Origin of the sequence: Tepidiphilus olei, assembly GCF_006980705.1 — a bacterium.
In the GTDB taxonomy this organism is placed as follows: domain Bacteria; phylum Pseudomonadota; class Gammaproteobacteria; order Burkholderiales; family Rhodocyclaceae; genus Tepidiphilus; species Tepidiphilus olei.
Genome location: NZ_SBHO01000005.1, coordinates 24,137 through 36,724 on the forward strand (window position 1 = coordinate 24,137; position 12,588 = coordinate 36,724).

13 protein-coding genes and 2 tRNA genes are annotated in these 12,588 nt (G+C 62.1%); 6 read left to right on the forward strand and 9 right to left on the reverse strand.

Annotation, left to right across the window (positions count from 1 at the left end):
- Positions 1 to 20: 20 nt before the first annotated feature.
- From EPD80_RS06700 to EPD80_RS06710, 3 genes are read right to left on the reverse strand one after another with little or no spacing between them, the layout of a single operon-like run.
- A complete protein-coding gene (locus tag EPD80_RS06700; RefSeq protein ID WP_142810516.1) occupies positions 21 to 779 on the reverse strand; it encodes a sulfite exporter TauE/SafE family protein in 759 nt (252 codons plus the stop codon).
- Positions 780 to 817: 38 nt separating this feature from the next.
- Positions 818 to 1,345 (reverse strand): bacteriohemerythrin, encoded by a 528-nt coding sequence (locus tag EPD80_RS06705; RefSeq protein ID WP_142810518.1) that lies wholly within the window; start codon positions 1,343 to 1,345, stop codon positions 818 to 820.
- Positions 1,346 to 1,390: 45 nt separating this feature from the next.
- Positions 1,391 to 1,885, reverse strand: a complete 495-nt coding sequence (locus EPD80_RS06710) for a bacteriohemerythrin (protein WP_142810519.1) — start codon at positions 1,883 to 1,885, stop codon at positions 1,391 to 1,393.
- Positions 1,886 to 1,951: 66 nt separating this feature from the next.
- On the opposite strand from EPD80_RS06710, the gene EPD80_RS06715 reads away from it, so the two are divergent.
- Together EPD80_RS06715 and EPD80_RS06720 are read left to right on the forward strand one after the other, a co-directional pair.
- Complete coding sequence (locus tag EPD80_RS06715) at positions 1,952 to 2,410, forward strand: HIT family protein (protein ID WP_142810730.1); 459 nt, start codon at positions 1,952 to 1,954, stop codon at positions 2,408 to 2,410.
- A gap of 46 nt (positions 2,411 to 2,456) precedes the next feature.
- Positions 2,457 to 2,546: transfer RNA gene (locus EPD80_RS06720), tRNA-Ser, on the forward strand.
- 278 nt (positions 2,547 to 2,824) lie between these two features.
- Here EPD80_RS06720 and EPD80_RS06725 read toward each other — a convergent pair.
- Positions 2,825 to 2,909 (reverse strand) — tRNA-Leu (locus EPD80_RS06725).
- Positions 2,910 to 2,983: 74 nt separating this feature from the next.
- Between EPD80_RS06725 and EPD80_RS06730 the strand changes: the two genes are divergently transcribed.
- On the forward strand, positions 2,984 to 4,318 hold the full coding sequence (locus tag EPD80_RS06730) for a hypothetical protein (protein ID WP_142810521.1): 1,335 nt from the start codon (positions 2,984 to 2,986) through the stop codon (positions 4,316 to 4,318).
- Here EPD80_RS06730 and EPD80_RS06735 read toward each other — a convergent pair.
- Entirely contained in the window at positions 4,285 to 5,202 is a 918-nt protein-coding gene (locus tag EPD80_RS06735; RefSeq protein WP_142810523.1) for a YihY family inner membrane protein, read from the reverse strand. The two genes, EPD80_RS06730 and EPD80_RS06735, sit on opposite strands and share 34 nt — an antisense overlap.
- Positions 5,203 to 5,255: 53 nt before the next feature.
- Between EPD80_RS06735 and EPD80_RS06740 the strand changes: the two genes are divergently transcribed.
- Positions 5,256 to 5,606, forward strand: coding sequence for a DUF2069 domain-containing protein (locus tag EPD80_RS06740; RefSeq protein WP_142805205.1), 351 nt, complete (start codon positions 5,256 to 5,258; stop codon positions 5,604 to 5,606).
- A 173-nt stretch (positions 5,607 to 5,779) separates the two neighbouring features.
- Here the strand turns inward: EPD80_RS06740 and EPD80_RS06745 are convergent, their stop codons facing one another.
- The 3 genes from EPD80_RS06745 to EPD80_RS06755 form a co-directional block, all read right to left on the reverse strand.
- Complete coding sequence (locus tag EPD80_RS06745; protein WP_142810525.1) at positions 5,780 to 7,318, reverse strand: 2-isopropylmalate synthase; 1,539 nt, start codon at positions 7,316 to 7,318, stop codon at positions 5,780 to 5,782.
- Between the two features lie 359 nt (positions 7,319 to 7,677).
- Positions 7,678 to 8,430, reverse strand: coding sequence for a CDP-diacylglycerol--serine O-phosphatidyltransferase (gene pssA, locus EPD80_RS06750; RefSeq protein WP_142810527.1), 753 nt, complete (start codon positions 8,428 to 8,430; stop codon positions 7,678 to 7,680).
- On the reverse strand, positions 8,427 to 9,101 hold the full coding sequence (locus EPD80_RS06755; RefSeq protein WP_142810529.1) for a phosphatidylserine decarboxylase: 675 nt from the start codon (positions 9,099 to 9,101) through the stop codon (positions 8,427 to 8,429). The genes pssA and EPD80_RS06755 overlap by 4 nt, the downstream gene beginning before the upstream one ends.
- A gap of 151 nt (positions 9,102 to 9,252) precedes the next feature.
- Between EPD80_RS06755 and EPD80_RS06760 the strand changes: the two genes are divergently transcribed.
- Positions 9,253 to 10,197 carry a carbonic anhydrase gene (locus EPD80_RS06760; RefSeq protein WP_142810531.1) on the forward strand — a complete coding sequence of 315 codons (945 nt, stop codon included), beginning with the start codon at positions 9,253 to 9,255 and terminating at the stop codon, positions 10,195 to 10,197.
- Positions 10,198 to 10,382: 185 nt separating this feature from the next.
- Here EPD80_RS06760 and EPD80_RS06765 read toward each other — a convergent pair whose 3' ends face one another.
- Entirely contained in the window at positions 10,383 to 12,026 is a 1,644-nt protein-coding gene (locus tag EPD80_RS06765; RefSeq protein WP_142810533.1) for an electron transfer flavoprotein-ubiquinone oxidoreductase, read from the reverse strand.
- 120 nt (positions 12,027 to 12,146) lie between these two features.
- Between EPD80_RS06765 and EPD80_RS06770 the strand changes: the two genes are divergently transcribed.
- Complete coding sequence (locus EPD80_RS06770) at positions 12,147 to 12,566, forward strand: acyl-CoA thioesterase (protein ID WP_142810535.1); 420 nt, start codon at positions 12,147 to 12,149, stop codon at positions 12,564 to 12,566.
- The last annotated feature ends 22 nt before the right edge of the window (positions 12,567 to 12,588 follow it).

Here is a 12,588-nt window from a genome sequence, read left to right on the forward strand (position 1 = left end):
GGGTTTCCCTCTCTTCTCGATCAAAAAAGGAAATAATAAAGCGTGAGTGCCGTTCCTACCAAGAGGATGAAGCGGCGCAGCCAGATCGCCGGCAGCCGGCGGGCGATGCGCCCTGCGAGATAGCCGCCCGCGGCGGCGGCCAGGAGCACCACCAGCGTGTGCGGCCAGCTCACGGCGCCGCCCAGGGTGAAAGTGAGGGCGGCCACGCTGTAGATCACCGCCGAGAGCCAGTTCTTCAGCGCGTTGATCTCGTTGATGTCCTCGATGCCCTGCATGGCGATGGCGGCGATCATCACGATGCCCATGCCGGCGCCGAAGAATCCGCCATAGACCGACACGAGGAGCTGGAAGATCGTCCCGCCCCAGCCCAACGTTTGCCGCGGGCCAGCGCGGCGACGCGCCTCCAGCCAGCGGTTGATGCGCGGCGCGAGCGCGAAGAGGAGCGTGGCCGTGAGCAGCAGCCAGGGGACGAGGCGAGCGAAGAGGGCATTGCTCGTCACCAGCAGCAAGCCACCGCCCAGCGCACCGCCGAGAAACGCGGCCAAGGTCAGACGCGGTAGGTGCTGGCGGTAGCGGGCGAGCTCGCGGCGATAGGCCCAGGCGCTCGCCAGGCTCGCCGGCCACAAGGCCACCGAGTTGCTTGCGTTGGCGGTGACCGGTGGCAGGCCGATCGCGAGCAGCGCGGGAAAGGAGAGGAAGGTGCCGCCGCCAGCGATCGCGTTCATCGCACCGGCGCCGAACCCGCCCAGCGCGAGCAGGATCCAGTGGCTTGCCGTCATCGTCCCCTCCTTGGTGTTTCGTTCCCGGAATCGGGATTTTAGCCGGACGCGGTCGTCGAGGGCTCTTTTTGCGGAGGGCAGGAAGGGGGCGAGGCCGGGTTCCAGTCACGGGGAAACCGTTCTAACCACGGACGTAATTGGAGGTCTTCCCTGATGATGTGATCGATCAGCCAGGATCGCAGCAGATCGAGGAGCGCACGGCGGGTGTTGTCATCGAGCGCATCGAGCGTGGTTCGCTCGACCGGCTGGGCGAGGATGCGGGCGGTGATGTCGGTCAGCTGCCGCTCGAGTTTCTCGTGCGAGCGGCGATGTTCGTCGAGGTCGGGGTAACCCGCTGCCTGCTGGATCAACTCTTCGCGCGTAAAGTGCTCTTCGGTGTAGCGGGCGAGTTCGTCGAGCGCGATGGTGAGCCGGGCGAGCGAGGCGCGCTTGAGGATCAGCGACTGGATGCGGTCGACGAGTTCGATCAGCCAGCGGTGGTCCCGATCGATGGCATCATTGTGCACCGATAGTTCGTCGCGCCACTGGAGATGAAAGCTGGAGAAGGGGAAGGAATGGTCGGACATCGTTTTCCAGGATCGGAAGGAAAGCGTTGCGATGCGAACAAAATTTCAGCGATCCGTTCCGTGTTGCGCCGTTGCCGGCGTCCAGTCGGAGGGGAATCGTTCGATCCAGGGTTTGTATCGTAAATCTTGTTGAATGATATGGGTGATGAGCCATTCGCGAAACAGATCCAGAATGCGTTGCCGCAGTTCGGGTGCGAGCGCATGTACCGTGTTGCCGCCATGAGCCAGGGAGAGAATCTCGGTGGTGATCGTATGCAACTGATGGGTGAGGTCTCGATGCTGCATCGCGTGAGACCGGGCTTCGGGGTAACCGATGGCCTGTTGGATCGCTTCTTCGCGGCGAAAATGCGTGGCGGTATAGTCGGCGAGTTCGTCCAGTGCCTGGGTGAGTTCGCCGACCGAACTGTCGTGCGCCAGCATGCCTTGTACCCGGTTGATGAGCCCGATGAGACGGCGATGGTCGCGATCGATGGCATCATTCTTCACCGAAAGCGCCTCGCGCCATTGGAGCTGGAAAGCGGAGTCGGATGGCGTATTCATGGCATCGATTGCGTCGAGCAGATGCAGGGATTATATTGTCGAAATCCCTCTCATGAGGACCAAATGATGCCGATTCGATCAAATCATCCCGATAGTTGCCCTCTATGCCTTGGGAGTGAGGAAGAGGTGCTGTGGCGCGATGGCCGCTGTCGCGTCATCGACGTCCGCCATGCCGATTATCCGGGCTATCTGCGCGTGATCTGGAACGAGCACGTCGCCGAGATGACGGATCTCGACCCGGACGATTGCATGCACCTGTGGCGGGTGGTGCTTGGCACGGAACGCGTGCTGCGCCGCCTCATGAGCCCGGACAAGATCAATCTCGTCAGCCTGGGCAACATGGTGCCGCACCTGCACTGGCACGTGATTCCCCGCTACCGCGACGACACCCACTTCCCCGACGCCATCTGGGCTCCACCGCGCCGCCGCGGCCCTTCGCCGCATGCCGTGGTGCATCCCTCGGCGACGCTTGCCGCTGCCCTGCGGGTGGAGCTGGGTGGCAGCGGGGCGACGGCATTCGCTTGAATGTGCGGTAAAATCGCCCTCGCCGGCGCGCAAGGTGCCGGCGGCCGGAGGCGTGGCCGAGCGGTTGAAGGCAGCGGTCTTGAAAACCGCCAGGGGTTTGCGCCCCTCGTGAGTTCGAATCTCACCGCCTCCGCCAAATTTCCTTTGTTTTCAATGAATCGTTAGAGGGCAAGCGTTTTCCACGGCTTGCCCAATTGGGTCGACAATGGCGTCTGCTTGCGCCGGTACCTGCCTCGAGCGTGCCACGCCAGAAATGGATGCCACGGAAAGCAGATACTCGAAAAGTACTGCGTCCTTATGCGGGAGACATGCAAAAGCTTGGGGTTGGGTGAAGGGCACAGAAAAAGATGACTGCTTGATTTTCAGCAGATAGTGCGATTCATCGGGACGCAAAAAACGCCTGAACGGTGTCTGTGGTGCCAGGGAGGGGATTCGAACCCCCAAGCCTCACGGCGGCGGATTTTAAGTCCGCTGTGTTTACCGATTTCACCACCCTGGCGCACGTGCCGCCGATTGTACTGGGAAAATGAAGGGCGGTGTAGAATCGCCCCACATGCTCCAAGTGATTATGCCATGATCGATGAACGGGAAATCGAGGCGCTACGCCGCCGTCTGGAACGCATACGCATACGGACGGATTCCGCTTGGTTGGCCGAAGAGGGCAGGCCTTTGCTGGCCTCGATCGATGAGCTGCTTCAGCATTCGGTGGCCTTGACTTTTCCTCTGCCCGCCAGCGACGTGCTCGCTCTGCATCGGTTCATGACGACGGCGGTGGATCGTCTCGAAGAGTGGCTTCCCGATGCCAGGCGCAACGAGTTGGCGGGCAAATTCTTTGCCGGGTTCGCGTTGCGTCTCTATCTGTTGTCGACCATGACCCGGATCGTCTTGCCACCGGGATTCTGGCGCCTCCTCACGCAGCTGGGCCATGCTTATGCGGACAAGGAGCCCGTACGCGGAGAGCTGGCGTGGTTATTCGCGCTGGCCGCGGCCGATCCTCGATTCATGGACGGAAAAGAGCTTTTATGGGCGCTACGTTGGATTCAGAGCGCATCGCCCGTCATTGCCCTGTACGGCTCGGGCCAGAGTCAGGAAGATGGTTTCGTGATGTCTTTGTCGCTCGACGAGCCGCCGGAACCGAGAGCGTGGTTCTTTGGGCGTGAGAACGCTCCTCGGGCCACCTTGTTTTTTTCGCTCGAAGAGCTCGCCAAACGGGCAGAAGAGGAGATCCACCTGCTCGAAGGGGGGGGGTGGGCAACGCGTCGGCATCAGGAGGGTGGCTTGAGTGCGGACGGACGGGCGGCCTTGTTGCGTGAATTGCTCGATCGTTGGCGTTACGGCTGGCAGCGTCGCCTGCCGCGCAAGCCTTTCGATGCCATGGCCGAGTTACTCGTCGGCTGGGAGGCTGTGTTGTCCCATCGTCTCGGCTTGCCAGCTACCATCCATCCGGTTCGCGTCACCGATGTGAGCATCAGCGGCTATGAGTTGCGCTGGACGGACAATGAGGGACCGATTTTTTTTCCGGGACAGATCGTCGCGATCCGTGTAGTGGGGGATGTGCGCTGGGTGCTGGCGTTGGTACGCTGGTTGAGGCAGCATCCCAACGGTTTGCAGATGGGTATCCAGGCGTTGGGATTCGATCCCGAACCGGTCGCGCTGGGGCAGGAGAAACCCTTGCCGGCGGGTACTTCGGCGCAAATGGCTTTGTCGGTGCGCAAAGCGCCTCCCTTGCGTCTGCAATCGGCGCTCGTCTGTACGAAGGGGACCGTTTGCGGTCCGAAATTGGTCGAGGCCAGCGAGTCGGCCGTGGGGAAGTGGCTGTTGCGGCAGGTGCATTTCATCCGGTTCGAGGCGCAGACACGCGACGTCGAAGTGTTTCAGTTCGAGGTCGATCCCTTCATGGAGGATTGATTTCCTGCTTCGTCGGTCTGCGCGGAGGCCGAATCGGGTTCGAGTGTATCGGGCCGCAAGCGTGAGGACGAGAGCGCACCGAGTGTGGCGGCCAAGGCTGCCCCGAGAAGGATGATCGTCCAGAGCAGATAAATCCAGACGAGAAAGATCGGCAAGGCGGCGAACGCGCCATAGACCAGGTCGTATGTGGCGAAACGGGCGATGAATATGGCAAATCCTCGTTGGAGGAACAGAAAGGCTCCTGTGGTGATGAACGCAGCGAGGAGTGCATCGCGAGATCGTACCGGGCGATGCGGGACGAGTTGATAGAGCGCCCAAAAAAAGCCCCAGATCAGGAAGAAGGAGACGAGGGGCGTGGCCAGCCCGACGTGCCCCGTGAGCTTGAGCGATTCCTTGGCCAGCTGTGTGGTCAGGTAGACGCCAATGCCGAATAGCAGGGGCCCCGCGGTCAGGACGAACCAGTAGGTGACCAGGCGTGCGCCGAGGGTACGTGCGCGACGTACGCGCCAGATGCGGTTGAAGGCCGATTCGATGGTCGACAAGAGTATCAGTGCCGTGACGATGAGCATCACGGTGCCGATCATCGAGAGTTTGGTCGAATTGGCGATGAATTCGCGGCTGTAGAGTGTGACGAGACGCGAGACGGCTTCGGGCAAAAGGTTGGCGCTGAGAAACTCCTCTAGCGATTCGCCGACTTTCTCGAAGGCCGGAAAATTGTGAAAGACGAGCACGGTGATCGTCAGGAGAGGGACCAGCGCGAGCAACGTGGTATACGTCAGGGCTGCGGCTACCATGAGGCAGTCGGCACGGTACACGGTGTGCAGGAAGCGCCGAGCAAAGAGGCGTAGCCATCGAATCGGGTACATCGTGCGGGAAATGAACATGAGGGCCTTCTGCTCGAGCGACGAAGCGCCATGGTCTTATCAATGGGGATTGTATGGGAAAACGTGACGAGTGGGCGCTGGCGGCTTTCGTACTGGCGCTCGTACTGGCGCTTTGGTGCGTGCTGTGGGAGGGTTGGTTTGCCCCTCTGCGTCCCGGAGGGTCTTGGCTCACCTTGAAAGCTTTACCGATCGCTGCTGCGCTGCCCGGATTGTGGCGCGGCCGCCGCTACACGGCGCAGTGGGCTAGCCTCGTGAGCGTTTTCTATGTCGCCGAAGGGGTGATGCGCTGGAGTGATGGCGGGGGAGCGGGTTTTTTCGCCAAGATAGAGGCGCTCCTTGCATTCGCCCTCTTCGTGGCATTGCTCGCTTTCGCCCGGCGCTCGGGGCAGCGCGGGAAGGCATAGGCTGCCTCGAAACGACATCACGGCCGTTTGCGCGGGACATGGCGAACGGGGTGCGGGAGGCGGCCCCCGTCATGCAGATGGCCGAGCGCACACGGGCTCCCAACGCCGTTTCGCGGTCGGGCAACTTTTCTGGGCTGTGAACGGCGGCTACCGAAGGTGGCAGCCGCCTGGCCTCACAGCTGTGGGTTGATGCGTACGGCGTCGTGCTGCAACTTGTTGAGGGCGTTGATGTAGGCCTTGATCGAGGCGACGATGATGTCGGTGTCGGCTCCCAAGCCATTGACGATGCGTCCGCCTTTGCTCAGTCGCACCGTGACTTCACCCTGGGCGTCGGTTCCTTGGGTGATGGCATTCACTGAATAGAGCACCAGCTCGGCGCCGCTATGTACCAAGGATTCGATTGCCTTGAAGGCGGCATCCACTGGTCCCGAGCCGTCGGCTTCGGTGGAATATTCTTTGCCGTCGATCGCGAGCGTGAGTTTGGCGTGTGGGGGTTCCCCCGTCTCGGAATGGATCATGGTCGAGACGAGCCGGATGCGTTCCTGTTCGCTGGGGGCGGGTTCTTCGGCCATGAGGGCGAAGAGGTCTTCGTCGAAGATCTCGTGTTTCTTGTCGGCGAGCTCTTTGAAGCGGGCAAAGGCTTGGTTGAGCTGCTCTTCCGAGCCGATCTCGATGCCGAGCTCTTCGAGCCGGGCGCGGAAGGCACGGCGGCCGGAGTGTTTGCCGAGCACGATCTTGTTGGCCGTCCAGCCCACGTCTTCGGCGCGCATGATCTCGTAGGTCTCGCGGTGCTTGAGCACGCCGTCCTGGTGGATGCCCGATTCGTGGGCAAAGGCGTTCGCGCCGACGATGGCCTTGTTCGGTTGCACCGGGAAGCCCGTGATGGTGGACACGAGCTTGGAGGTGGGTACGATCTGCGTGGCGTCGATGCGCGTGTCGCAGGGGAAGACATCGTGGCGGGTGCGCACCGCCATCACGATTTCTTCGAGGGATGCGTTGCCGGCCCGTTCGCCAAGGCCGTTGATCGTGCATTCCACCTGGCGTGCGCCTCCTTCGAGCACGGCGGCGAGCGAGTTGGCTACCGCCAAGCCGAGGTCATTGTGGCAGTGTACCGACCAGATTGCCTTGTCGGAGTTGGGGACGCGTTCGCGGAGTGTCTTGATGAGATTGGCGTATTCTTCGGGAACGGCGTAGCCGACGGTATCGGGGATGTTCACGGTGGTGGCGCCCGCATCGATGACCGCTTCCAGGATGCGGCAGAGGAAGTCTATTTCAGAGCGGCTGCCGTCTTCGGTGGAAAACTCGACATCGTCGCAATAGCGGCGCGCCAGGCGTACGGAGCGCACGGCTTGCTCGAGCACTTCATCCGGCCGCATGCCGAGTTTTTTTTCCATGTGTAAAGGGCTGGTGGCAATGAAGGTGTGGATGCGCTGGCGCTTGGCCGGACGAATGGCCTCGGCGGCACGTTCGATGTCGGCGTCGTTGGCGCGGGCAAGAGCACAGACGGTGGATTCCTTGATCGTCTCGGCCACGGCCCGTACTGCGTCGAAGTCGCCGGGAGAGGCTGCAGGGAAACCGGCCTCGATCACGTCGACCCGCATGCGCTCGAGCTGGCGCGCAATGCGCAGTTTTTCTTCCTTGGTCATGGAGGCGCCGGGACTTTGCTCGCCGTCGCGCATGGTGGTGTCGAAAATGATCAAATGCTCTTTCATCGTTTTGCTCCTGAAAAAACGACACGGGATCGCCGCCACAACGAGCGGATCGCGGCAGACGGAAGGGATGACAGGAGGGGAAGGGGGAGTGTATTTAGCGCGCGAGGCGCAGCAGCGGACCCAGCAGTAGGCCAGCCGTGAGAAGGAATGAGCGAGGCAAGACGCTGTGCGTATTCATGTGAAAAAATTTACACGGAAATCCGTATCGAAGCAAGCTTTTTTGCCATTGAAAAAAACTATGATTGCTGCGATGTTCGGGTACTGGGGCGATAGGTGCCCCGTACGTGGTCGTGGAGCGAAGCCGACGAGGCGCAGGATGAGCGCGCCGCGCAATGCCGGCGCAGTGGCCACCCGGAAAGTCATTCGATGGGTTCATCGGGTTTGCGTTTGTGGCGCCAGCGCCAGAGGGCGAGCACGTAGCCGGAAAGCGCATAGCCGAGAAAGAGAAGGAAGAGGAGCCCCGGATAGATCGACACGAGGGCGAAGGCGAGCACCACGCTCGCGGCGGCCACGAAGGGAAAGGATCGACGCAGATCGATGCTCTTGCCGCTCCAGTAGAGAATGTTGGTGACCATGGTGATGCCGGCAAAGGCGGTGAGGATGGCGGCGAGCCAGCGTAGCTCGGTTCCGCTCCATTCCAGGTCGTGGGCCACCCAGACGAATCCGGCCACCAGCGCGGCGGCGGCCGGGCTGGGCAACCCCTGAAAGTAGCGTTTGTCGAACGCTCCGATGTTGGTGTTGAATCGAGCCAGGCGTAGTGCGGCGCCAGCGCAGTAGAGGAAAGCGACGATCCAGCCGATCTTGCCCAGGGAGTGCAGTGCCCAAGTGTAGCTCAGCACGGCGGGGGCGACGCCGAAGGAGACCATGTCGGAGAGGGAATCGTATTGGGCGCCGAATTCGCTCTGGGTGTGGGTGAGGCGCGCGATGCGCCCATCGAGTCCATCGAGCACGATGGCGGCGAAGATCGCGACCGCTGCGGTTTGAAACCGTCCGTCGAGTGCTTGCACCACGGCGAAAAAACCTGCAAAGAGTGCCGCCGTGGTGAAGAGGTTGGGAAGGAGGTAGATGCCGCGGCGCTTGGGCGGCGTGGCACATTCGTGTTCTTCGGTCATGGGGTGGCCTCGTGTTCTGCCGCAGGGAATTCGGCGAGAATCGTGCTCGTTGCCTTGACCTTCTCACCGAAGACGACCCGTGGGCGGCTCTCCGGTGGTAAGTAGAGGTCGACGCGCGAGCCGAAGCGAATGAATCCGTAACGCTGGCCGCGCGCGAGTCGATCACCCGGTTCGACGTAGCACAGGATACGGCGCGCCACCAGACCGGCGACCTGGACGCAGGTGAGTTCGTGTCCGGTGTCGCTGCGCAGGTGCAGGGCGTTGCGTTCGTTTTCACTGGATGCTTTGTCGAGCGCCGCATTGAGGAACTTGCCGGGGTGATACCAGCGGGCGACGACGGTGCCGTCGATCGGGCTGCGGTTCGAATGCACGTTGAACACGTTCATGAAGACGCTGATTTTGAGCGCGTCGCAGTCGCGCCAGGGGTCACGTGCCGGCTCGATGGCTACGATGCGCCCGTCGGCCGGGGAAAGTACGGCCAGGGGCTCGGCGGGGACGGGGCGGGGCGGATCGCGGAAAAACTGGATCACGAAGAGCGCCAATAGCCACAGGGGCCATGCCCAGCAAAAGCCTCCGGTGAACTGTACGATCAGGGCAAGGAAGATGGCGGCGGCGATGAAAGGCCAGCCTTCACGGGCGATGAGGGGATGAGGGTAGTTGGAGGATGTCATCGTAGGGTCTCTCGTTTGGCTGATGTTATTCTACCGGATGGGCGCTCTGGCTTGGTGGATACTGCATTACCGATCGGGATCGGCGATAATCTCGCGTCGGGGTGTCGGCATCCCCGATGTGTGAGCCGATTCGATCAGGGAGAATGTCATCATGCTGGGTCTACGGGCATCAGGGAAGTGGCGCTGGTGGTGGGGGGTCGTACCGTTGATGGTGGTCGTGCCCGCTCTGGGGCAGGAAGACACCGCTGCGTCCGACGTCCCGGCCACGGTTCGAGCGCAGGCCGGCGTCCATGAGTCCCTGGTCGAAGGGGTGGAGCGCGTGGGTGAGCCGGAGTCGGTTCGCCCGCAGTCGGGGCCCGAAGAGAAAACCGAGGTCAAGCCCAAGGAGCTTTCCGTCGAACCCAAACCCGTTCGCTCTGCTCGCCCCTCTTCGCCTCGCTGGGATTACTCCGGGGAGAGGGGGCCGGAACGGTGGGCGAAGCTGTCGCGGCAATATTTCTGGTGTGGGTTGGGAAAGAATCAATCGCCCATCGACATCCGACTCGAAGAGGTGCTCACCACCGACCTGCGGGCGATCGAATTTCATTACCTTGCGCTCGACACCTGGCTGCGGGTGGAGAACTCCCTCGTTACGGCAAGGCCCCTGGTGCCCAAGGCCACGATACAAGTCGAGCAGCGCCGCTTTACGCTCGAGACCGTGCAGTTCCATACGCCCAGCGAACATACCGATGGAGGCAATCATTATCCGTTGGAAGCACAGCTGATCCATCGGGACAAGGAGGGGAATCCGGCCGTGGTGGCCATTTGGTTCCGCCCTGGACAGGCCCATCCCTTGCTCGACGAGATTCTCGCGGCGGCGAAGCAAAAAAATGGTTCCAAACGGCCGATCGATTGGAGCAAGATTCTGCCGCCTTCGGCCGACTACTATCGGTATAACGGTTCGCTCACGACGCCTCCCTGCAGTGAAGGGGTGCGTTGGTACGTGATGTCGGAAGCGGTCGAGGCGAGTGAGGATCAGCTACGGTCCTTCCGCGCCCTTACGGGCAAAAACAACCGCCCGGTTCAACCCCTGAACGCCCGTCGCGTGCTCGAGTAGAAAGAAGGCCTCCTGGCTGGCGCCGGGAAAGCGTTTCAGGGCGCCTCGAATGACCTGCCGCGCGGCCATCTGGCGGCGTTCTCCGGTGCCCGGGTGCCCGCTGCCTACCGTTCGCAGCGAGTCTTGCACTTGGCACTCCGGGTACCGACCCTGCAGCCGCTCGCGACGGTTTTTCGAGGCAGCCGTTACATGCCGACGTAGATCGGTCCTTCGCCACCTTGCGGCGGCACCCAGTCGATGTTCTGCGTCGGGTCTTTGATGTCGCAAGTCTTGCAGTGCACGCAGTTCTGTGCGTTGATCTGCAGGCGTGGCGTGCCGTCCTCACGCACGATCTCATAGACTCCGGCCGGGCAGTAGCGCTGCTCGGGGGCATCGTAGATCTTGAGATTGACGTCGATCGCCACTTTGGGATCGCGCAGCACGAGGTGGCAGGGTTGGTCTTCGTCGTGGTTGGTGTTGGAGAGGAAGACCGAGGAGAGCCGATCGAAGGTGAGTACGCCGTCGGGCTTGGGATAGGCGATGGGCGTGCATTCGGCGGCGGGCTTGAGCATGGCGTGATCGGGCGTGTCGCGGTGCAGCGTCCAGGGCGCCTTGCCGCGGAAGACCATCTGGTCGATGCCAAAGAGCAGCGACCCGGCCCATAGGCCCTTCTTCATGAGCGGTTTGAAGTTGCGGGCGCGGTAGAGCTCTTCGTGCAGCCAGCTGCGCTCGAATGCTTCGGGGTACTCGGTGAGCTCATCGTGGGCCCGGCCGGCAGCGAGCGCAGTGAAGGCGGCCTCCGCCGCCAGCATGCCGGATTTGATCGCCGCGTGGATTCCCTTGATGCGCGAGGCGTTGAGATAGCCCGCGTCGTCGCCGATGAGCGCGCCGCCGGGGAAGACCGTCTTGGGCAGCGCCTGCAGGCCCCCGGCCACGAGGGCGCGCGCGCCGTAGGCGACGCGTTTGCCGCCTTCGAGCATGGAGCGGATGGCGGGGTGGGTTTTGAGCCGCTGAAATTCTTCGAAGGGCGAGAGATAGGGATTGCGGTAGTCGAGGCCGACGACGAAACCGATCGCCACCAGGGGGCCGTCGTCGAGGTGGTAGCAGAAGGAGCCGCCGTAGGTGTCGGGATCGAGCGGCCAGCCGGCGGTGTGCATCACCAGACCCGGTTCGTGCTTGGCCGGGTCGATTTCCCACAGCTCTTTGATGCCGATGCCGTAGGCTTGTGGATCGCGCCCTTCGCGCAGCTTGAAGCGCTGCTCGAGCCGTTTGCCCAGATGCCCGCGGCAGCCTTCGGCAAAGAGCGTGTAGCGCGCGCGCAGCTCCATGCCCGGTTGGTAGTTGGGCCCCGGGGTGCCGTCTTTTTGCAGGCCCATATCGCCGGTGATCACACCGAGTACGCGACCGGCATCGTCGTAGAGCACGTCGGCGGCGGCAAAGCCGGGATAGACGTCGATGCCCATGGCTTCGGCCTGCTCGCCCAGCCACTTGACGAGGAATCCGGCGCGGATGATGTAGTTGCCATGGTTCTGGAAGCATTGTGGCAGCAGGGCGTTGGGGACTTTCATCGCCCCGCTTTCCTTGAGGAAGAGGAAGCGATCTTCGCGTACCGCGGTTTTTACCGGCGCGCCGCGTTCCTTCCAGTCGGGGATGAGCTCGGTGAGCGAACGCGGATCGAGCACGGCGCCCGACATCGTGTGCGCGCCCAATTCGGAGCCTTTCTCGATCACGCACACCGAGAAATCCTGCCCTTTCTCGGCGCAGAGCTGCTTGAGACGGATCGCTGCCGCGAGCCCCGCCGGGCCGCCACCGACGATCACCACGTCGAATTCCATCGCTTCTCGTTCCATCCGCTCGTCTCCTGGCGCTACCGAAGTACAATGAATCCAAAGTCGTCCATACCATACTTTAGCGTATGTTGGCAGAAAACGGGCGTTTGATCAATTGAGCGAGGGAAGAGAGGAGCCAGAATGACACAGCGACCGAGCGAGGCGATCCACGTGGCGACGAGCATCATTCCGGTGCGATGGGCCGACCTCGACGTGATGAACCACGTCAACAATACGGTGTATTTTCGTTATTTCGAACAAGCGCGCATCGATTGGGTGACCGCCTTGGGATTGCCGCTTGCGTTCGATGCGCCTGCGGGAATGGTCATCGTGCATGCGGATTGCACGTTTCTCCGTCCTGTGACCTATCCCGCCGTTTGCGAGGTACGTGTTTTCATTGGAAAACCCGGCCGTTCGAGCATCATGCACTGGTACGAGCTGCGTTGCAGCGGCGATGAGGCACTCCATGCCACGGGTTCGGCGAAGCTGGTTTGGATAGATAAAGCCTCAGGGCGCTCGATTCCCTTGCCCGAGGCCGTGCGACGCGCGTGTTCAAGCTGATCGATATAAAGAAGAGGGAGGC